The organism is Sphingobacterium sp. DR205, from assembly GCF_011064245.1.
GTDB classification, from domain to species: domain Bacteria; phylum Bacteroidota; class Bacteroidia; order Sphingobacteriales; family Sphingobacteriaceae; genus Sphingobacterium; species Sphingobacterium athyrii.
In genome coordinates this window covers 2,613,023-2,633,592 of the sequence record NZ_CP049333.1, presented here as the reverse complement: position 1 = coordinate 2,633,592, position 20,570 = coordinate 2,613,023, and the positions used below count along the sequence as shown (strand labels likewise).

At 41.5% G+C, this 20,570-nt stretch carries 15 protein-coding genes; 6 read left to right on the top strand and 9 right to left on the bottom strand.

Annotated elements, in window-relative coordinates:
- Positions 1 to 4: 4 nt before the first annotated feature.
- From thiH to G6053_RS11095, 3 genes are all read left to right on the top strand, one after another.
- Complete coding sequence (gene thiH, locus G6053_RS11105) at positions 5 to 1,129, top strand: 2-iminoacetate synthase ThiH (RefSeq protein ID WP_165306453.1); 1,125 nt, start codon at positions 5 to 7, stop codon at positions 1,127 to 1,129.
- Positions 1,130 to 1,133: 4 nt separating this feature from the next.
- Positions 1,134 to 1,844, top strand: coding sequence for a HesA/MoeB/ThiF family protein (locus tag G6053_RS11100; RefSeq protein ID WP_165306452.1), 711 nt, complete (start codon positions 1,134 to 1,136; stop codon positions 1,842 to 1,844).
- A gap of 143 nt (positions 1,845 to 1,987) precedes the next feature.
- Positions 1,988 to 3,229 (top strand): YaiO family outer membrane beta-barrel protein, encoded by a 1,242-nt coding sequence (locus G6053_RS11095; protein ID WP_165306451.1) that lies wholly within the window; start codon positions 1,988 to 1,990, stop codon positions 3,227 to 3,229.
- Here G6053_RS11095 and G6053_RS11090 read toward each other — a convergent pair.
- Genes G6053_RS11090 through G6053_RS11075 form a run of 4 tightly spaced genes read right to left on the bottom strand, consistent with a single transcriptional unit; the run spans position 3,226 to position 11,994 of the window.
- Entirely contained in the window at positions 3,226 to 6,648 is a 3,423-nt protein-coding gene (locus G6053_RS11090) for a sulfatase-like hydrolase/transferase (protein ID WP_165306450.1), read from the bottom strand. The genes G6053_RS11095 and G6053_RS11090 overlap by 4 nt on opposite strands.
- Entirely contained in the window at positions 6,642 to 7,712 is a 1,071-nt protein-coding gene (locus G6053_RS11085; RefSeq protein WP_165306449.1) for a hypothetical protein, read from the bottom strand. The genes G6053_RS11090 and G6053_RS11085 overlap by 7 nt, the downstream gene beginning before the upstream one ends.
- A 6-nt stretch (positions 7,713 to 7,718) precedes the next feature.
- Positions 7,719 to 8,075: a response regulator gene (locus G6053_RS11080; protein ID WP_108632039.1), complete on the bottom strand. Its 357-nt coding sequence runs from the start codon at positions 8,073 to 8,075 to the stop codon at positions 7,719 to 7,721.
- A 4-nt stretch (positions 8,076 to 8,079) separates the two neighbouring features.
- The gene (locus G6053_RS11075) at positions 8,080 to 11,994 is read right to left on the bottom strand and encodes a response regulator (protein ID WP_165306448.1); all 3,915 of its coding nucleotides are present in this window, start codon (positions 11,992 to 11,994) and stop codon (positions 8,080 to 8,082) included.
- A 405-nt stretch (positions 11,995 to 12,399) separates the two neighbouring features.
- Here G6053_RS11075 and G6053_RS11070 point away from each other — a divergent pair, with 405 nt between their 5' ends.
- On the top strand, positions 12,400 to 13,851 hold the full coding sequence (locus G6053_RS11070) for an IS1182 family transposase (RefSeq protein WP_165306447.1): 1,452 nt from the start codon (positions 12,400 to 12,402) through the stop codon (positions 13,849 to 13,851).
- A 231-nt stretch (positions 13,852 to 14,082) separates the two neighbouring features.
- Here the strand turns inward: G6053_RS11070 and G6053_RS11065 are convergent, their stop codons facing one another.
- From G6053_RS11065 to G6053_RS11045, 5 genes are all read right to left on the bottom strand, one after another.
- Complete coding sequence (locus G6053_RS11065) at positions 14,083 to 15,237, bottom strand: TIGR03364 family FAD-dependent oxidoreductase (protein WP_165306446.1); 1,155 nt, start codon at positions 15,235 to 15,237, stop codon at positions 14,083 to 14,085.
- A gap of 18 nt (positions 15,238 to 15,255) precedes the next feature.
- Positions 15,256 to 16,596, bottom strand: coding sequence for a DUF5690 family protein (locus tag G6053_RS11060; RefSeq protein ID WP_165306445.1), 1,341 nt, complete (start codon positions 16,594 to 16,596; stop codon positions 15,256 to 15,258).
- 193 nt (positions 16,597 to 16,789) lie between these two features.
- Positions 16,790 to 17,368: an XRE family transcriptional regulator gene (locus G6053_RS11055; protein WP_108632044.1), complete on the bottom strand. Its 579-nt coding sequence runs from the start codon at positions 17,366 to 17,368 to the stop codon at positions 16,790 to 16,792.
- A gap of 122 nt (positions 17,369 to 17,490) precedes the next feature.
- The gene (locus G6053_RS11050; protein ID WP_165306444.1) at positions 17,491 to 18,315 is read right to left on the bottom strand and encodes a glycoside hydrolase family 16 protein; all 825 of its coding nucleotides are present in this window, start codon (positions 18,313 to 18,315) and stop codon (positions 17,491 to 17,493) included.
- 103 nt (positions 18,316 to 18,418) lie between these two features.
- On the bottom strand, positions 18,419 to 18,901 hold the full coding sequence (locus G6053_RS11045) for an ester cyclase (RefSeq protein ID WP_165306443.1): 483 nt from the start codon (positions 18,899 to 18,901) through the stop codon (positions 18,419 to 18,421).
- A 400-nt stretch (positions 18,902 to 19,301) separates the two neighbouring features.
- Between G6053_RS11045 and G6053_RS11040 the strand changes: the two genes are divergently transcribed.
- Both G6053_RS11040 and G6053_RS11035 read left to right on the top strand, forming a co-directional pair.
- Positions 19,302 to 20,234 carry a ring-cleaving dioxygenase gene (locus G6053_RS11040; RefSeq protein ID WP_165306442.1) on the top strand — a complete coding sequence of 311 codons (933 nt, stop codon included), beginning with the start codon at positions 19,302 to 19,304 and terminating at the stop codon, positions 20,232 to 20,234.
- A gap of 34 nt (positions 20,235 to 20,268) precedes the next feature.
- The gene (locus G6053_RS11035; protein ID WP_165306441.1) at positions 20,269 to 20,568 is read left to right on the top strand and encodes a GNAT family N-acetyltransferase; all 300 of its coding nucleotides are present in this window, start codon (positions 20,269 to 20,271) and stop codon (positions 20,566 to 20,568) included.
- The last annotated feature ends 2 nt before the right edge of the window (positions 20,569 to 20,570 follow it).

Below are 20,570 nucleotides of genomic sequence, written 5' to 3'. Positions count from 1 at the left end.
CACCATGACTGATTTTAAAGAGCTACTCGCGCAATATCGCTGGGAAGAAGTCCAGGCAAAGATTTATGGGACCTCGGATCGGGATATCCGCCATGCATTAAACCGGGATAATTTGACACTCGACGATTTCATCGCCCTTATTTCACCGGCCGCAACACCTTATCTGGAGCAAATGGCTGTCAAGGCACAGCAGATCACACAACGGCGCTTTGGCAAGACGATACAACTCTACGCGCCACTCTACCTCAGTAATGAATGTCAGAATATCTGTACTTACTGCGGGTTTAGCATGGACAACAAGATTCGCCGCAAAACGTTAAACAACACTGAATTGTTACTGGAAGCAATGGCACTCAAATCCATGGGGGTCAACCATGTACTATTGGTCAGCGGTGAAGCAAACAAGACTGTGGAAATTAATTATTTCCTTCGGGCGATTGAGCTGCTTAAACCTCATTTCGCGCAAATATCCATCGAGGTACAACCTCTTGAATTAACGGAATATCAATTATTACAGGCTGCGGGTGTATATGCAGTTTTAGTGTACCAGGAAACCTATCATCGGGAAGTATATAAGACATACCATCCCAAAGGCAAGAAATCGAATTTTGATTACCGTTTGGACACTCCGGACCGCATCGGGCAGGCAGGTATCCATAAAATCGGATTAGGGGTGTTACTCGGACTGGAAGACTGGCGTGTGGACAGCTTCTTTACCGCGGCCCACATCGCCTATTTACAAAAAAACTACTGGCAGACCCGGTACTCCATTTCCTTTCCGCGACTGCGGCCAGCAGCGGGTTCCGTCGCTCCCAATTTTCATCTTTCGGACAAATATCTGCTGCAATTGATCTGTGCTTACCGGTTATGGAATGAAAACCTGGAGATTTCCATTTCTACCCGTGAAAATGAAAGCTTTAGGGATCATATCATCCCTATCGGGGTAACAACAATGAGTGCAGCTTCCAAAACAAACCCCGGCGGGTATGTTGTTGATCCGCAAGCCCTGGAGCAATTTGAGGTCAGCGACGAGCGGGATATGGAAACCATAAAAAATCAAATCCGAAAAATGGGATACGCACCTGTGATGAAAGATTGGGAAAGTACTTATTCAGGACTAATTCGCTAAATGGATGAAAGAGGATTTTATTTTCGAACGCTACAGCCGACAAATCTTTATCGAGGAAATTGGTGTTTCGGGACAACGAAAAATCATGAATGCCAAAGTACTGATCGTTGGAGCCGGCGGGCTGGGGAGTCCCGTATTGCAATATCTGGCAGCTGCTGGCATTGGCGTGCTTGCTTTGGCCGATTTTGACCGGGTAGAACTACATAACCTCAATAGGCAAGTGATCCATGGCGAAAAGCAACTCCATAAAACCAAAACTAGCAGCGCCGCTGACTTTATGCAACAGCACAACAGTACAATTGATTTCCGGCCCATACAGGTTAAAATCGATATTGACAATGCAGCAGAAATTCTTCGACCTTATGATATCATTGTGGATTGCTGCGACAACTTTAAGACGCGTTACCTGCTCAATGAGACCTGTCTAAAGCTTAATAAGCCTTTAGTCTATGGAAGTATACACGGATTTGAAGGACAGTTGGCCGTATTTAATTATCAGGGCAGTAAACATCTCCTCGACCTGTTTCCCTCAGTTCCTCCCCCCGAACAGGTGCCCAACTGTGATAAAAATGGTGTGCTGGGTCCTTTACCGGGTATAATAGGGAGTATGATGGCCATGCAGGTACTCAAAATGGCCGCAGAACTGCCTGTAGACACTAATCAACTGACCCTTGTAGATACGCTTCATTGGCGTTTTTTGAAGCTTTCTTTTTAAAATATGACGTAACGAGCTCACCTGCCGGCGGGGAGCTCCTTATTTATCATGAAAATTCATTTTTAAAACAAGCATTGGCAAACAATATTTTCTAATTTTAGTTTATATATTAGCAAGCTAAAATGTCAACTATACAATCTGGAATGAAAAAAGTAATCTATCCGTTACTATCCCTCGCTTTATTACCTTTATTTTCAACTGCCCAAGAGACAAAGATCACTGCTGATAATCTCTTTGCCAAAGCGCGTAAGGTAGCCTTTGATTCAAAAGATTATCCGCAGGCCATTCGATTATCGAGACAGGCACTGCTACAGGCACCGGATTATACAGACATCAGCATTTTCCTCGGACGCCTTTACACGTGGTCGGACAAGATTGACTCCGCCCGGACACTCTTTAACGAACTGGATCTGAAAGACACAAAAGATGAAGACTTCTTTTTAGCCTATGCAGCGCTGGAGTACTGGAACGACCGGGCTGAGAAAGCCAGCCAGCTGACCGACAAAGGGCTGAGTTTTCATCCGCAATCACAGGATCTGCTTTTATTAAAAGCAAAGATCAACTATAGCGCCAATCACTACGAGGTCGCCGAAAATGCTGTCCATCAACTCCTCAAGATCGACCCCAAAAATGCGGAAGCGCGGTCTTTGGCCAAAAACATTGAGGAATATACCGCTAAAAACGCCATTGGCCTAACCTATAATTTCGCCTATTTTGACAAGCAGTTTGACAATAACTGGCACATCGTTGGCCTGAGCTATAAACGTGCTACTCCCATCGGATCTGTGATCTTTAGAACAAATTATGCGAATAAATTTGCGGAAAACGGTGTACAATTTGAAATGGAAGCTTACCCACGCCTGTCCAAGCTGTTTTATCTCTATGTTGGAGCAGCTTACTCCAATAATGTGGGCATATTTGCCAAATACCGTACAGGTGTCTCCTTATACGCCAACTTACCGCATAGTTTTGAAGGGGAAATTGGGTACCGGCAACTCTATTTCAGCGACAATATCTGGATGTATACGGCTTCTGTCGGAAAGTACTACCAAAACTTCTGGTTCAATCTGAGAACATACCTCACACCCGGCGAGAAGAATATTTCCCAATCTTATACCGGAACAGTACGTTACTATACCAAAGGTGCAGACGATTACTTCGGATTTAGCGCTGGTACAGGTTTGAGTCCCGAGGAAAACCGAAATAATTTATTAGATAACGCACAGTACAAATTAAAAACATTTAAAGTGGGTGCAGAGTACAATTTCTCGGTCAAACAAAGTAACCTATTTTCGATCTCTGGCACCTATTATAACCAAGAATTCAGACCAAAAGAAAAGGGAAATCAATTGGACATCATTCTGGGTTATATCCGCAAATTTTAGTCTTTTTTCAAGGAACCAAAATAATTGCTGTAAACGCTGTCCGGCAGCAGTCGTTTTTGAGTAAAAAACAATTTGTTCTTGCGCTTAAACAGTTCAAAGCGCTTGGACATTTCTTCTTTCGCAGCATCCGAAGCAATATCCTCATTGAGGGTTCCGTCCAGCTTATATACTTGCCCTTCAGATAGATGATAATTACCGCGTACAAAGTCAGCCAGTTGATTTTTGCTCTGCATCATGGCAATCCCCTCTCCTTTCGCCGACACACCTTTGTCAAGCCCCTGGCCGATCCAGGTCACCTGAGCTGGAGTTTTTAGCGCAAAATTTTCTCTGTAATAGGCCAGCAACGAAGGGGCTACGTCAAAATGGCTCACAAAGTTGTGGAAGGTCTTTGCTTCTTTTAAGAGCGGTGAATAAATCAAAAGTGGCACATGATAACGGTCGATTTTGCTTTGCAAAGGAATCTCCGGCATGGCATGGTCTCCTGTGATCACAAAAATGGTATTTGCAAAATCGGGCCTCTCTCTATATTCCTTAAAAAACTGTTCCATGGCATCATCCAAATTTAAGACGGAGACAAGCTGCGTCCGGTTTTCCATGGCCCACTTTTTTTGCGTTGGCGACAGCTCCGTGGATGCTATTCGCTGATCAAATAACTGCTCATAATGGGCTGTGTTATTAATCAAAAATGGATTGTGTGTAGACAGTGTCAGCAGGACGTGGAAATAAGGATTCTCCTGCACTTTCTGTACTTCAAGCAATTTACTAAACACGGCCTGATCTTCATATCCCCAACTTTCCCCGCCTTTTTCCGGTAACTTTCTATACGGTGAACCAAAAGCATCCTGGTCAATGAGTCTATCGATTTGATTATAGTCCATGAATTTTTTCATGAAATCGAAATTAGAATGACCACCATAGAAAAATCCCGTATTGAAACCATTGTGCTTCAGAATATTGAACAGGTTAAAATGATCCGGCAATGTATCCTGTTCGAGGAAACCATGCACGGCGAAAGGCAATGAACCGGTTAGGGTAGGCAATACGGAAAATGTCCTTCCGGAGGAACTTATATTATTATCCCAATACAAGGATTGTTTTTTTAATGTGCTTATAAAGGGTGTAAAGTTACCAATATAGCCATTTTCTGAACTATACGCATGTCCTAAACCTTCAATCACAAGGATGACCAAATTCGGCGCCTTTGCCGTCTTCTTTAAATAAGTTCCCAGAAAATCTTTGGTATCTTCAGCTTTCAAAAAAGGAAATTTACTATCCAGCTCCTTTGGATCCACATTATCTTGATACAGGGCGGCCAGCATTCCGGGATGTTCCTCCACATAATCTGACAAGTTGGATTCAAAAAAATACCGCCATTTGCTGCGGCTTGCATTGGCCACGAATTCGTCTTTTGCCGAAGCACTTCCCAAAATCGAAGCCGAAGAAATAAAACAGGCCCCAAAGCCCAAAGACAAGCATGCAATGCCCACATAAGCCTTTTTAAAAGTCTGTTTATTGGCCATCCAAAGGGGAACCCAGGCAATCACAATCAATAATAAAAGCAAAGCAATATTTGTAAAATTCAACATGCCGCTGGCTTCCAAAATCTGCTTCATCTCTTCGGAACTGTAATAAAACATATCTGCTCCGAGCAGATTTCTCGATTCTCCGAAATACAAAAACAGGATAAATTGGATGACAACAATAGCTGAAAACGACAGCACCAACAGGATCCTGGCCCAGAAGCTGCTTAAAAACTGAAGCAATAAATACCCGATACCCACACAGCCCAATACCTGAAAGGCAAAAAGCAGGTTATCTCCTACAAGGTATTTCCCTGCCCCCGCTTCGGCAAGCTGGGCAAAACGCCGGCCATACCACCACCATTCTATCGCAATGGACAACATATACAGCACAAAGAAAACCAGCATAACAGGACCTATTCCCTGCAATGCCGAAATTAACCGCTTGCCCAAGTATGTCCACACAGACTCATTCGCCTCTTTTTGCTGAAAGCCTTGTCTTGTCATCTCACCCCAGCCATGTTGCTTGCGAAAGTAATCAACCACGCCCTGTACACCGGCTTTAACAACAATGGGGTGAAAATATAGCGGTTCAAGAACAGCGGTTGCAATTAAGGTGGAGAGGTCTCGTTTCTTTGTATAAACCTGATGACTGACGAGGTCAACCAGGATGGCATAGATGGAATATAAAATTCCAGAAGCAATGACCAGCGCAAATAAGGCGAAGAAGAAGGGCCAGTTAATAATTCCTAAAATAAAAAAGATCACGAAAACGATGTAACCCGTAAACTCGACAATGGGGCCCAAAAACTCAAATAAAAACCAATAAGGCATACTGATCATACCAAAACGACCATACTTGGGGTTAAACATCAGCTTGCGGTGCTTCCATAAGGTCTCCATGGTACCTCTCATCCAACGGTTGCGCTGTTTGCGCAAGACCTCTTTTGACTCCGGTACTTCTGTCCAGCACAGGGGATCCGGAATATTAACGACCTCATAGGCTTGCTTTTGCTCTTCCATATAACGCCGCATACGAACAACAAGTTCCATATCCTCACCCACCGTATTTCTGTCATAACCACCGCAAGCCAAAACGATCTGACGATCAAAAGCCCCGAAGGCTCCAGAAATCAAGATCAATCCGGAAGCCCTGGACCAAGCCATCCGACCCAAAATAAAGGCACGGATATATTCCAAAGCCTGTGTTCGTCCCAACCAGGACTTCGGAAGATTGACATCCGTCACAGAGCCATTCACCACATTGCAATTATTGGCCAAACGTATTACGCCACCACAGGCAATAACGCGTTTGTCTGTTTGTTCCAAAAATGGCTTAGCCAATTTTAAGATCGCATCCTGTTCCAGAATACAATCCACGTCAATACAGACGATATAATCACCGGCAGAAATATTAACACCAACATTGAGTGCATCCGCTTTACCGCCATTCTCTTTATCGACAACGATAAGTTTTTTAAAGGCTGGATTTTTACTTTTATAGATTCCTCGGATCGCCTTGGTTTCAATATTTCCCTGCACGAAAAATGAAGAAGGTTCGAGCTCATAAGCCGCAATCAATTTATGCATGGAATCATCCTTGCTCCCATCATTCACAATGATAATTTCCAAATTATGGTAATACAAGGACAATAAAGAGCGTACATTCTCGATGATGGTCATGCCTTCGTTATAGGCCGGTGCAATCAAACTGAAGGTAGGTGCATTGGGATTAGTGGCGATAATACCGTAATCGGTAAATGCATTTTTATGTTTATAGCGAAATACGGCTCCATAGGCATATAAACCTATCCATGTATAGATAATAAATACGGCGGCGGAATAAAGCAAAAATAGCCAAACTACAATTTCATAGACGATATGGGAAAATTCTAACATTTTTTCTCTTGCAAAGCGTGTTTAATAATTTGTATAAGTTCGTCGTAAGTATCTGCCTTTTGCGAAATTTCGCGTAAATATTGTCCTTCGCCTAAAACCACGAGCACTTCAGCCGAGTGGATTTTAATTGATACGGCGGCATTATTCCACAATTGATCCTTCAGAAAGTCCTCACTTTCCTTGCTCCTGGCCACCTTCATGGATTTTAGAATTTCGAGCTGTACATCAATGGGCTGTTGATCAAAGCAGGCAATAAATTGACTGATCGTCGCACTATTTTCTATAGCCTGCATGGTGCGTATGGCCTGCACACGAACAGACGTGGAAGTATGATCAAGCAGCTCATATACTGCCGTATAAAATGCCATCAGCCTAAACTTACGGATAAGACGTAAGGTAAATATAACGACCGAATCATTTGTGCTCTTTAGCCAGGTGTAAGCCTGAACATCCGAAAGTTCAGGTATATGATGAATTGAGGACAATAAGCGTAGTTGCTGCCAGTCTGATAGCGGTTTATCAAAATGTGTCAGAAATTCCAGGCCTTCATAGCCCCGGAAAGTCACCATGGCATATTGTGCTTCCTGATACACCACGGTACGATCATCATTTAGTTTAGCTTTTATCTCCGGAATTGCCGCTTCAACCTTCATCTCAGCCAGTTCCTGTATACCCCCAGCCACGAGATAGGCTTTCCGTTGTCGTAGCTTTCGCCAGGCTTCGTCTTCCAATTTAAAATCATAAAACAACCTATTGATGGCTTTTTTGGCTGTTCCTGAAAATTTGCGGCCAGAATCTACCAGTATCTCCAAAAAAAGTATTCGAAATGAAGGCTCCTTTAAATGCCGGCTGAACTCGCGGTCTTGCTCGTCATTTCCATCGCTTCCCACAACCCGCTCCATAATCTTATATTCAATGATCTGTTTCCAGCTGTGTCGATTGTGCAAGATTCGATAGCTATAAAAGCTATAGCCCAGCACCGTAATAATCAGCAGCAGAACCAGAATCAAGACGACAACAATCGCCAGAATAAGCTCATGTAGGACAATATGATGGAAACTCATCGCCGTCTATTTAATTGTTAAGCGTTTTATTCTCAGGATCAGCTCGTTTGGACTAAATGGTTTAACCATAAAATCCGATGCGCCCAGGTCAAAGGCATCCACAACCACTTCCTCCTGTCCCATGCTGGATAACACAATGACAGGGACTTTTTTTCCGTGACGTTTGATCGCCGAAAGAATTTCAATTCCCGATGCAAATGGCATCATAATATCCGTCACAATCAGATCAAAATCTGATTCCTTAATTTTTTCAATAGCTTCCTGACCATTTCTGGTCAAGACAACCTCGTGTCCTTCCTTTACTAACTTGTGTTCTACGGTGCGCAAAATTAACTCGTCGTCTTCGGCAATTAAAATCAACATATTCCTATTTATTTAAAATTTTTGTAATCAAATCCAATCCGATTTCCATTTCTTCTTCAATAACGGCAAAGGCTTTTGACAGATCGGTATCAAATGACATATTGGCTTCAAGTTCGTTCGTTAAATGGGCCAGTTTAATGAGTCCGGCAGTTGAAGAGGTTCCCTTTAATTTGTGTAGAAGCTCCTTGATACGCTTCCTATCATTTTCCCTTTTTGCTTCGGTGATCTGTGCTCTCGAGGATGTAATTTCCTTGATCACCAAGTCGAGGAAAAAGGATAAAAATGCAGGATCATCACCAGCCTGCTCATGCAGACGTCGCACATCCAAATGTGCAGCCAAATCAACTGCTTCAATTTCTGGCGTGCCAGAAACTTCCACAGATAACATTGCCTGCTGCAAGGCGTTAAACAAATCCTGCAGACGAATAGGTTTAGCTAAAAAGTCAGACATGCCAGCTTCTAAACAGCGTTCCTTTTCTCCCGAAACATTACCGGCAGTGATGCCGATAATGGGCGTATCTTGGTATTGTTTCATCTGACGGATCTGTTTTGTTGCTTCGATACCGTCCACTTCCGGCATCTGCACATCCAGCAGGATAAGATCGAAACTTACTTCCTCACATGCCTGAACTGCGTCTGCGCCATTTGACACTTCTGTTAAAATAGCATCGGGCATAATACTGGCCATCATTCTTACATTCAACGCCATGTTTACCGCATTGTCATCAGCCAGTAGCACCCGGATTCCCTTACCATAGGATTCCGTAGGCAAGGATAGGTTTGCTTTCGCCTGTCCCAACTCTTCTTTATTCTGTTGGATTGCCCTGCGCAAGGTTTGATACAACTCATCCGATTTAATGGGTTTCAGCAGGCAAAACGAGCGTTCCTCCTGTCTAAATGCCGAAATTACCTCATGTTCTTCAGAAGATGTATGCAATACAATCAACGGAATCCCCTCACCCTGTTTCCGAAAGAGCTCCTTAATCTTTTCAATGGTTTCAAGGCCCGATAAAATAGGCATATGATAGTCCATTAAGATCACATCAAAGCGTTCGCCCTTCATCAGCAGCTGCAATGCTTCCATACCATTTTCGGCCAGGACAGATTCAACTTGTTTATAAGCCAGCATGTGTTGCAGAATAATACGATTGTTGGCATTGTCGTCCACCACAAGCACCCTATTTAATGGCAAATCGGCATCTTGGCTTTCCATTTCTTCACAAGAAACTTCAATATCAAAGTAGAACGTTGATCCTTTGCCCAATTGGCTGATCAAGTTCAGCTTACTCCCCATATACTTTAATAAATTATTGGAGATGGTCAGTCCAAGCCCAGTTCCACCATATCGTTTGCTGACGGAACTGTCCTCCTGCGTGAAAGCGTCAAAAATACGCTGCTGTTTCTCTTCAGGAATTCCAATCCCCGTATCACGTACTTCAAAACGCAGGCTTAGCTTGTCGCTGTCATGATGAAGCTTGCTTATTTTAAACTCGATTTCCCCCTGCTCAGTAAACTTAACCGCGTTGCCCAATAAATTAATAAGGACTTGTTTAATGCGTGCTTCGTCAACCCATACAAAAGCCGGCAATCCTTGCTCAATATTCAAAAGCAATTCGACCTCTTTTCTTTGCGCCTGGTATAATACGACATTGATCACTTGGTTTGCGATATCGTATACATTATGCTTATCGACAAACAGTTCCAATTTTCCGGACTCGATCTTTGAAAAGTCCAGAATGTCGTTGATAATGTTCAATAAGCTGTTGCCGGATTCATTAATATAGCCCAGATACTGCATTTGCGTATCATTCAGCGGAGTTTTCAATAACAAATCTGAGAATCCGATCACACCATTTAATGGCGTCCGGATTTCGTGACTCATATTGGCCAAAAATTCAGACTTGGCCTTGCTTGCCAGATCTGCCATTTTTTTTGCAAGTTTTAACTCCTCATTTATTTGGACAGATTCCGTGATATTTTGCGTGAAAATAATAATTCCCCCAATGCTGCCATCTGTCAGATGCCAAGGCCGTACTTCCCAGTTGAAGTGTTGTGGTTCGGCAATTCCGCCGACCTGAATAACTTCGTCTATATTTTTATAGGGAATGCCCTGCAATGCATCTTGATAGATTTTCTTTCGCTGGTCCGGAATATCCGGAAAAAGCTCAAACAGGTTTTTGGTGAGCAATTGATTTTCATCCTTATGAAAATCTTCAATCCATTGATTGCTCAGCGACACATAATTAAAATCACGGTCGAACATCGCAACGGACGCGGGCACGTAATTTACAAACGCACGCAACATGGATTCTTTACGTTCTAATTCAAGATACAGCGATTTACTCTTATCAATATCCTGAATGATACCAAATACCCGCTTACAGACATCATTCTCAAATTCAGGGATTCCTTTTACCCTGACCCAGATTGTTTCTCCATTCTGTTTTAACAGGCGAAGTTCCGTATCATAGGGTTTTCTATTACGGACCGATTCTTCGAATATATGCCGCAGTGCTACTTGGCTATCCGGTTCATAAAAACCAATAGCATGTTCAAAATCAGGTGTAAAATGCGGATCAACACCATGAATTAATTTTGTTGAATCGGACCAGTAGACTTTATTTTCTGCAAGGTTTACCTCCCATCCGCCGACTTGGGCGACAGCATTGGTCTGTTCCAGGATCTGTTTAGTATGCCGCAGATCATTTTCAAGACGCAGGCGATCGGTCATATTCAATGCCGTACTGACCACATAGGGTTTGCCCTCTTCATCCACTTCGACCATATTATGGTAAAGCCAGGAAATATTTTCACCGTCTTTTGTCTGTAGCACCATCATCGCGGAATCCTCCTTATTCTGCGCAATTCGCTTTAGGTATTCTTCCACCAGTCCCACATGGTGTGGCGGAACCAATTTTTTCAGGTTGAGCGATTTAACCTCATGCTGTTCATATTTCAACACCGCCCTACCTTTTTCATTGACCGCCAGAATATTACCTTCCATATCATGCATACTCATCAAACCGATGGCATTTTCAAAAAAACTTCGGAAGCGACGTTCCGAATTTTCCAGCTTCATTTTTTCCTGACGTTCCTGTGTGACATTACGCCCAAAGGCTAAAATTTCATGATTGATCGCATCATACTTAAAATGCCATTCGATAATAACCTCAGAGCCATCCTTTTGAGGTGTTGATGAGGTGGATTGAATCCCATAATCTGCCGTCACGATCCGCTTCAAATCGGAAGCCAGCGTTTTCGTATCATCTTGCAATAACGTCAGTAAGGACTGTCCGATACTTTCTGATCTTGAAATCCCCAATACGTTTGTAAAAGCAGGATTGACATCTTTAATTTGACAGTCTTGGTCTAATACACAAATGACGTTATTTGTCAGCTGAAAGATTTCGGAGAAATATCCAGCCTGTCGCTTTCTTTTTTTTCCAAGAAGAATCTTGGTTACACCCACTCCAAGTTCTTCCAATAAATGTTTCTGCCTATCAGAGAGCGACTTGGGCTGAAAATCTATCACACAAATAGTTCCCAATACATCCCCATCCTCATCCATTAGCGGCACCCCGGCATAAAAACGAATATTGCCTTCCCGTATTAACGGATTGGAGGATGAGCGCGGATCTGCAAAGGTATCCTCTATGACAAGTAGCTCTGTGCTCATGATCGTATACTGACAGACGGTATTCTTTCTTTCGACGGTATCCAGTTCCATGCCAACACAACTCTGTATACGTTGTGTTTGCTCTTCCATCATGGCAATCAGTGCAGCAGGTGAATCTGTAATCAAGCAAGCAGCCTGTGCAAACACATCCAATTCTGGGTCTTTCCCTAGCCCCATTAACTCATAGGACTTTAATTTCTCTATCCTTCGCCATTCATTTTCAGGGAAATTCTGATTTGTCATAAGCTGTTGTCCGTTACTTGTGGTTTATTATGCCCGTGAAGTTAATAAAAACATTGTTGAACACATAACCAATAAGGAAATATCATTGAATCATACTTATTTGATAAACAATGATAACGCTAAATTGTTGCTGTAGGACATAGAAGATTGGCCAAAAATAAATGTATACCTGCTTTTCAAATTCTTAATAATTAATTTTTTTAAAACCAACAGGACCGAAATGCTCCTCTTCTTTCTCATACAAAAATTGCAGATTGTAGGATAAAGCCTATATAAAAAACGCCCTCCCGAAAAAAGGAGGGCACTGAAAAAGTCCTTTAAAGCTTTTAACAAAAAAAGGAGTGGAAAATCTAAGATTTTCCACTCCTTTTTTTGTATCTTATAGTTGTATTTTATGTTCATCCAATGTTATTTCAACAACAAAAAATCCAACTTAGTGAATATTCCAGGCTCTACCATCTGATTGTTCCTAAAGACAATCTACTTCGCAAGATCAATGAAATGATAGATTTTAGTTTCATTTATAATGAGCTTTTGGATAAGTATTGTTCAAATAATGGGCGGACTGCAGAAAGCCCTGTCCGGATGTTCAAATATCTGTTGTTGAAAACCATATTCACCGTTTCAGATGTTGATGTTGTGGAGCGCTCCCGTTACGATATGTCCTTTAAATATTTTTTGGAGATGTCACCTGAAGAGGATGTCATCAACTCCAGCTCTCTGACGAAGTTCCGTAAACTGCGGCTTAAGGATATGGATCTGTTGAATTTATTGATAGGGAAAACCGTTTCCATAGCATTGGAAAAAGGTATTATCAAATCCAAGTCCATCATCGTTGATTCGACCCATTCGCTTTCCCGGTCGAATCCATATTCCCCACTTGAGGTGCTCAGACAACGTTCAAAATTACTGCGTAAGGCTGTATATTCGATGGATGAGGATTTCAAGGATCAAATGCCTCAGAAAAATGAGTCAAATGATATCCGGAAAGAAATAGCATATTGTAAGGCGCTTCAAAAGCTGATTGAGTCTGATACGACTTTAAGCGAAATTCCAGCTGTAAAGGAGAAACTAAACCTGCTAAAAGAGACCGTTGAAGATACCCAGGAGAACTATATAATTTCCAAAGATGTGGATGCCAGAGTTGGGCACAAGACCGCAGACAGTAGTTTTTTTGGTTATAAGACGCATTTGGCAATGACAGAAGAGCGTATCATAGCAGCAGCAGTTGTTACCTCAGGAGAAAAGGGGGATGGTCCTGAACTACCAAAACTATTGAATCAGGCCCGGTCCAACGGAATGGAGGTAGATACCATCATAGGTGATGCGGCCTATGCTGGAAAGGAAAACCTGAAGCTTAAAGACCAACAAGGCAATAAAATCAAAATTGTAGCCAAGATAAATCCTGCAATCACCCATGGTGCCAGAAAAGAGGAAGAAAAGTTTGACTATAACAAGGATGCAGATATGTTTGTCTGTCCAGCAGGGCATCTGGCAATGTACAAGCGAGTGCAGGGTAAAAAGATACACCGGTGCAACCAGACAATGACGTATTATTTCGATGTCGAAAAATGCAAGGTATGCCCACTAAGGGATGGATGCTACAAACCGGAAGCTAAAAGCAAAACATATTCAGTCTCTATACGAACAGATGAGCATATAGAACAGGAGGTGTTTCAGCAGAGCGAATACTTCAGGGAAAAGTCGAGGCATAGATATAAAATTGAAGCAAAAAACAGCGAGTTAAAGAATGTTCATGGATATGACAGGGCGGATTCCTACGGCCTGGAAAACATGAAAATGCAAGGAGCACTGGCTATATTCGTAGTAAATCTAAAAAGAATACTCAAATTCTAGATTTGAGAGTCTCATTTCTGAAAAATCCTTTTCGAAAGTAGAAAACGCTCTCTAGATTCAAAAAACATACCAAAGTCGACCTTAGAGGAAAAAATAATATGCCGCTAAAAAATGAAGCGGATGAACATCTTATGATCTGTTCATCCGCTTATCTTTTTATAGACTATTTTATGTCTACTTTTTCAGTGCCCTACGAAAAAAGGGAAGGCGTTTTTTATAAAAGGAGATATGCTAAAACAGCTTTTCAATACTTTGTTCGGCATATCCGGCACTGGCCGTCATCCCTTTGCCGCCGATACCTGTACGCACATGGATGCGCGAACTGACATCAACTTCGAGAATATGATCTTTATGCTGTGCATAGAAACCTGACCAAGAGGAAGCAATCCAATCTTTCTGCATCGGAATAATACGATTTGCCTCGGCAATCATGAGCTCGTTGATGTAAGTATCAACCGCAAAGCCTAAGTCATCCAATCGATTCCCCGCCGCATATTCATGTGAATCTCCAACAATAATACTACCATCGGTGGCCTGTTTAAATAAAATATGTATTCCATATTTCCGCAGTTCATGATAATGCTCAGGCACCGGGATAGCCCCAAATGATGGACAATATTCTTCAAAGCTTTCATAACGACGAATCGTTAAACCGGTCAGGATATTTCCCGGTAGCTGGATCTGAGGTAACGGTCTGGTGCGCATCATTTGCAGTTTACTAATTTCGAGACCACTGTCATCAAACAATGAACGGTACAAGATCTTAAATTCGTACCCGTTACAGATAATGATTTTCGCTCCCTCAAAAACTTCGAGGCTGCTTGTCGTCAAGCTCGCCTGCTCATTACCATCTTCACAGGCAATAACGGTTGTGTCATATTTTAATGTATATTTTTCAAATTTTGCCTGCATGAAAATATGCAACTGGCGAATCATTGTTTCAGGTTCGGCGCTCAGTTCCTGATCAAAAACAATAGCTTCTTGAACATAATCGGCATTCATGGCGGGATACTTTGCCAAGATTTGCGCTTTGGACCAGAGCGCATGATCGTATCCTTTCGTTTGATAATGTGCAGACAGCTCGTGAATGACCTGTACTTCATCAGCATCAGATGCAATATAAATACTGCCATTATTCCGAATGGAGATATCCATTTCCTGTTGGATGGATTGGTATATTTCCAGCCCCCGTACACCATAATCAAACCATTCACCTGCCATCCCCGATGGCACCACCTGACCGAAGTTGCGCACAGTAGACCCGACAGGAAAATTATCCTTTTCCAGCTGGAGTACACTTAATCCTTTTTTCAATGCATGATAGGCGTGAAAAGTCCCCAGGATACCACCGCCAACAATAATTAAATCGTATGTATTTGTTTTCATTCTTTAAAATAATTAGCATTAACTTATTTGTACTTCACCACTGTTCGCTTGCCAGGGCTGCAGCAATTCATCGCCTTTCTTCGTTTTCATCTGTTCTTTCTTCCGAACAAAGTAAACTAACGAAAAGATCGCCAGGATAGCACCTATAATGGAAGCCAGATAAACCAACTGGATGAAATAAGCGCCCCAAGTGACTGAATTTGGTAAAAATTCTTTATTCATTAAAATCAAAAAGCTCCCTAAATAACCAACCGAATCAGCCATATACATGACAAAACCAATATTACTTTTCATGCGATAGGTCGCAATCATACGTTCGAAAAATATGGCATTATAAGGTATATAAGCCATATAAAGTCCCAATCCGACCAATAACATCCAACTGAGACCGCCGATCCAATGCATGGAGAATAAATAGGTCGAAATCCCGGCAGTCAAAAAGCCCAAAATAATCATGTAATGAATCAGCTTAAATGCTTTCAGATTATCTTTTACCATAATTAAACAGCCTATTAAAATCAAGACAATAAGCGCAATGGTTCCATCGACTTTAGCGAATATCCCCGCTCCTTTCAGATGCAGCATTTGCCAGATTTCTATCTCAAAATTATCACGAACGTCACGTAAAATCGTCAACATTGTATAAATAATAATGGTCAACATAATGCCGGGCATAAATACCTTGAAAAAATGTTTACGCATACTGGCATCCATTGCTACACGTTCGGTCCGCAGCTGCTTATCTTGTGCTGTTGGCCCCGGGGCATTTTCAAGGATCCAAATACACAGGACAAAAGGCATAAAAAAGAGCATACCGGTAAAAAAAGGCATCCAGAATTCATTGACGTGGAAAGTGGACATAAGCCAACGTCCCACCGTTTTAATAAAACCGGAAGCAAAAATCAAACTGACAGACATTACCGCACCCATAATTTCCGTATATCGACGACCTTCCAGGTAGCTGAATACCAAACCCCAGACCATCCCCAACGGGAAACCATTGATAAAAAGAAAGAGTACATTCCAGGGTTTAGGGAAAAGTGCAAAAGCCAATAAGCCAGCCCACGAAATACAAATCAAAGCAAGTAAGTAGCGCCCTCTATTCCGCCGCTTGCTCTCAGAAATAAATTTAATCCCATAGAATTTCGAAAACAGATAGCCCAACATTTGAATAATAACCATACACACTTTATAATCTATTCCCAAAATAGATTCATTGGCAAAAGCCGAAGCCGTAAATGATTTTCGGAATGAATACATACTTGTGTAACATAAAAATGCCGTGATAGCCAGTAAAATGGCTACCGACCGTTCGTCTAACCCCGCAATCCGCTTTTTTATTCGCTGGTTCAAATCCATGATTTAGAATTGTTGACGGACCTCATTGTCCGCAATCAAAAGTAAATTCTGGAAATTAACACAACACTAAACTTTTGTTAAGTATTTATAAACAAATATAAGTAACCGAACTGACATTGTACAGCCTTCAATAAAAAAGCATCAATGAAAATTTTCATTGATGCTTTTTTATTGAGGGGCTAGCCCGACAGAACTACCGTTTATTTTCAAAGAAATACACAATGAGCATGACTGCTTTTTCCTTTCCGACATTGCGCGGTGTATGTGAAAGCCGTCCATTAAAGAATATGGAATCACCCTCCTCCAGCCGAATGCTTTGATCCTGAAAGATATATTCAACTTGCCCGCTGATGATATATTTATATTCGTAGGCTTCCGTCTCTACCATTGGACGCTGTGCATCAGGCTGCAGTTCCAAAAGTACAATATCCATGGTAGAACTCTCTATTGCGGAGGTGAAAATACGTTTGTAATGAAATCCAAGGGCATGCTCTTTTTCAAAGGATGTATAGCTATCTTTTTTTCGAACAACGACCGGCCCTGCATCCAATTCGGAATTGAAATCTTTAAAGAATTCATTCAGGTCAACATCCAGTGCATTAATAATATTAATTAACACCAACAGGGAGGGTATGGTCCGGTTATTCTCAATCTGTGATATCAGTCCTTTGCTTACTCCAGCTTTATCAGCAACTTCCTGTATGGTAATCCCCTTTTCTTTGCGGATTTCTTTTATTTTATGACTAATCTTAAATATTGTATTATCTTCCATAATTGGGATCAAAAATAAACATTATTTTTCGGCTTGGTGTGTTAAGTTTTTGTCACTTAATTTTGACTAAAAAACCATCTTAATGATCAATGGTACTTCTTATAGATCTTGACTCCCGTTCACTATTGGTAAACCTTGACCCAATCTATGCGCATTTCGACCGGTAGCTGCTTCAAATCCACTTCCCCTACCCAAGTTCCGCCAAGCTGTTGGTCAATCAACAGGTAAAAAGGTTGATCATAGGGCCATTGGGACGCATCGACACCAGTTATCCGTGGATAGGTAAATGTATCCACGCCATTCAGCTGAAATACAATCCGATCCGGATACCAGCTGATACCATACACATTGTAGTCCCCCGCATTGACTTTTGCCGTTCCGGAATGTTTGGGATTATCCTTCTGTCCCAAATTCAAGGTATAATGTGAATGAGTCGTTTGATAGATAATATCATCAAAATTAAGGTGTTCCATGATATCAATTTCACCGTTTCGCGGATACTTCCCGTATTTGTCCAACTCAGCCAGCATCCACATTGCCGGCCAGGCGCCTTGGGAACTGCCAAGTTTGGCTCTTATTTCAATACGTCCATATTGAAAAGCAAATTTTCCTTTACTCCATATCCCGCCAGTGAGAAACGGTCGTGCATCTTTCTGCTGATCGGTATTCTTGATCCCTTTTAGAATCAATTCTCCCTTTTCCCATCCAAAACAGGCATCATCTTGACTCATGTGCCGGTTCCAGTCTGCTCCCCCTGCCGGAATCCGGCTCCATTTGCTTGTATCCAAATTTGATGAGTTAAAATTCTCCTCCCACACAAGCTTCCATTTTTTTGTCTGCCGACCGGGATTTTGTAAATACACCTGTGGATTTTCTTTTGGGTTGTGATGGACGCTACAAGCGGAGATAAGGATATAAAAAAGGCCTGCACCTAAAATTCGCTTCATTTAGATTAATTATTTTCTGCTTAATTACAATGTCAATAACGTATTAAATATAAGGCCTTTTTTATAAAGGAATAGCATGATTAAACAAAAAACAGCCGATATACTAAAACATGGGGTGACTATTGGCAGACTCTTTGGGTACATCTTGCTGTGTATCCCAGTGTTCAACAATCTTTCCGTTTTCTAAACGAAAGATATCTATCGTTGATTTCAGACTGCCATCAGCATTTTTATTTTTAAGGTGGATAAAAACCAGATCCCCATCGGAGGCGATATGCTGTACATCAATCTTGGTTTTTGGCTGCCCTTCAAACCATTTTGCTGCAGCAGCCTTAAATGCTGCTGCACCATCCGCTACTGCCGGATTGTGCTGAATATATTCCGGAGCAATATAACGGTCGACGGCAGAAAGATCTTTATCTCCGAACATCTGCTGATAAAAGTCCAATACGATTCGTTTATTCTCTTTGTTGATATCCAACTGCGTCTGTCCTTTCTCCTTCTTAGCCTGTTGGCTCTGCTGGCATCCCGTAAATACCAGTGCTACGATTGCTATTGACAGCATAAAATTTCTGCTTGTTTTCATTATTTGAACCTAATTATAATATATAAAAGAACCTATTATATGCACTGCCCCGTATTTTATTGTATCCAATAAACAACATTTGGTCCATAATTTTGTTTTCAAAACAACCATCCTTCACCCCAAAATAGATCTTGAAAAATATGGCATGATAATTGAAAAATACTTTACAGTATAAATTCAAAAATATACATTTCATAAATTTAGGTTAATAATTGGTTAGGTTAAAAACACCTGAGGTCCCCAACTTCAGGTGTTTTTTTGTTTACGGGCCTGGTCCTATTAAAATTTACCAACAAATTAAAACAAAAAGTCAATTCCTGTTTTTATTAATCTAGTTCAATGATTTTGTTTTTCAGCTGCCGTAATTTTACAACAGTTAAGAAAATAAAAAAAAACAATTATGGATAATAAAATATTAGGACTGCATCATATTACCGCGATAGCTGATAATGCAAAACGAAATCTTGATTTTTACACAAAGGTCCTAGGACTTCGACTTGTAAAAAAAACTGTCAATTTTGACGACCCTGGCACTTATCATTTTTATTTTGGAAATGAGGAGGGCAGCCCGGGTACGATTCTTACATTTTTCCCTTGGGAAGGTATCGGTAAAGGTAAACAGGGCGCCGGAATGGCTACCCATATTGGTTATGCCGTCCCGGAGGGTGGTCTTATTTTCTGGAAAAACAGACTAAAGGAACACAATGTGGTTTTTCTGGAAGATGAAATTTTTGGTGAAAAATTGATCTCATTTACCGATCCGGATGGTCTACAAATACAATTTATTGAACCTTTAGCTAAAGATACTAGAAGCGTATGGACGACAGCGGATATCAATCATGAAAATGCATTAAAGGGATTTCATAATATTACCCTTTCCTTAAAAGAGGCTGATCCCACACTAAAGGTTCTGACGGATATATTAGGATACTCCGTGCAGGGGCAGGAAAACGAACGCTACCGCTTGACTACCGACAGCATAGCCACTGCGAACATCGTAGATATTGTTGCAGACCGGAATTTACCTTTCGGACGTAATGCCGCCGGTACGAATCACCATGTCGCATTTCGGGTAAAAGATGATAACATCTTGATGGAATATCGCGAAAAGGTGCTTGCAGCAGGTCTGGATATTACACCAAAAATCAATCGGGACTACTTTTTCTCGCTTTATTTCCGTGAACCGGGAGGTGTTTTGTTTGAAATCGCAACAGACAATCCGGGATTTACCGTTGATGAGCCATTGGAAAGTCTTGGTACGGCACTTAAATTGCCAAAACAATACGAAAGTCATCGGTCACAGATCGAAGCCACTTTACCAAAAATAGATTAAGATCAACGTAAACACTATTAAATACTGCAAAACAATGGAAAGAACAGAAATTGTACTGGATAAAAATCAGCGTGGTGAACTTCAATTATTCTCCGATGAGAAAAAAGCTGGTTTAATGAGCATCGCCATTATTGACGGACGATTGGTCGTCTACCATACCGAAGTCGATGAAGCCTTTGAAGGTCGAGGATTTGCAAAAATACTATTGGAAAAATTGGTGTCCCATGCACGGGAAAATGCGATGAAAATTGTGCCTTTATGTCCTTATGTAAATGCACAATTTCACCGTCACCCTGACACCTATGCCGATGTATGGTTTAAGAAAACAGTATAGGA

Excerpts from the sequence above, each read along its gene's own strand:
- G6053_RS11055 (WP_108632044.1), bottom strand. The coding sequence starts at position 17,368 with ATGGAAGATAATACAATATTTAAGATTAGTCATAAAATAAAAGAAATC.
- G6053_RS11095 (WP_165306451.1), top strand. The coding sequence starts at position 1,988 with ATGAAAAAAGTAATCTATCCGTTACTATCCCTCGCTTTATTACCTTTA.
- G6053_RS11080 (WP_108632039.1), bottom strand. The coding sequence starts at position 8,075 with ATGTTGATTTTAATTGCCGAAGACGACGAGTTAATTTTGCGCACCGTA.
- G6053_RS11045 (WP_165306443.1), bottom strand. The coding sequence starts at position 18,901 with ATGAAAACAAGCAGAAATTTTATGCTGTCAATAGCAATCGTAGCACTG.
- G6053_RS11035 (WP_165306441.1), top strand. The coding sequence starts at position 20,269 with ATGGAAAGAACAGAAATTGTACTGGATAAAAATCAGCGTGGTGAACTT.
- thiH (WP_165306453.1), top strand. The coding sequence starts at position 5 with ATGACTGATTTTAAAGAGCTACTCGCGCAATATCGCTGGGAAGAAGTC.
- G6053_RS11085 (WP_165306449.1), bottom strand. The coding sequence starts at position 7,712 with ATGAGTTTCCATCATATTGTCCTACATGAGCTTATTCTGGCGATTGTT.
- G6053_RS11050 (WP_165306444.1), bottom strand. The coding sequence starts at position 18,315 with ATGAAGCGAATTTTAGGTGCAGGCCTTTTTTATATCCTTATCTCCGCT.
- G6053_RS11070 (WP_165306447.1), top strand. The coding sequence starts at position 12,400 with ATGTTATTTCAACAACAAAAAATCCAACTTAGTGAATATTCCAGGCTC.
- G6053_RS11065 (WP_165306446.1), bottom strand. The coding sequence starts at position 15,237 with ATGAAAACAAATACATACGATTTAATTATTGTTGGCGGTGGTATCCTG.
- G6053_RS11100 (WP_165306452.1), top strand. The coding sequence starts at position 1,134 with ATGAAAGAGGATTTTATTTTCGAACGCTACAGCCGACAAATCTTTATC.
- G6053_RS11060 (WP_165306445.1), bottom strand. The coding sequence starts at position 16,596 with ATGGATTTGAACCAGCGAATAAAAAAGCGGATTGCGGGGTTAGACGAA.
- G6053_RS11040 (WP_165306442.1), top strand. The coding sequence starts at position 19,302 with ATGGATAATAAAATATTAGGACTGCATCATATTACCGCGATAGCTGAT.
- G6053_RS11075 (WP_165306448.1), bottom strand. The coding sequence starts at position 11,994 with ATGACAAATCAGAATTTCCCTGAAAATGAATGGCGAAGGATAGAGAAA.
- G6053_RS11090 (WP_165306450.1), bottom strand. The coding sequence starts at position 6,648 with ATGTTAGAATTTTCCCATATCGTCTATGAAATTGTAGTTTGGCTATTT.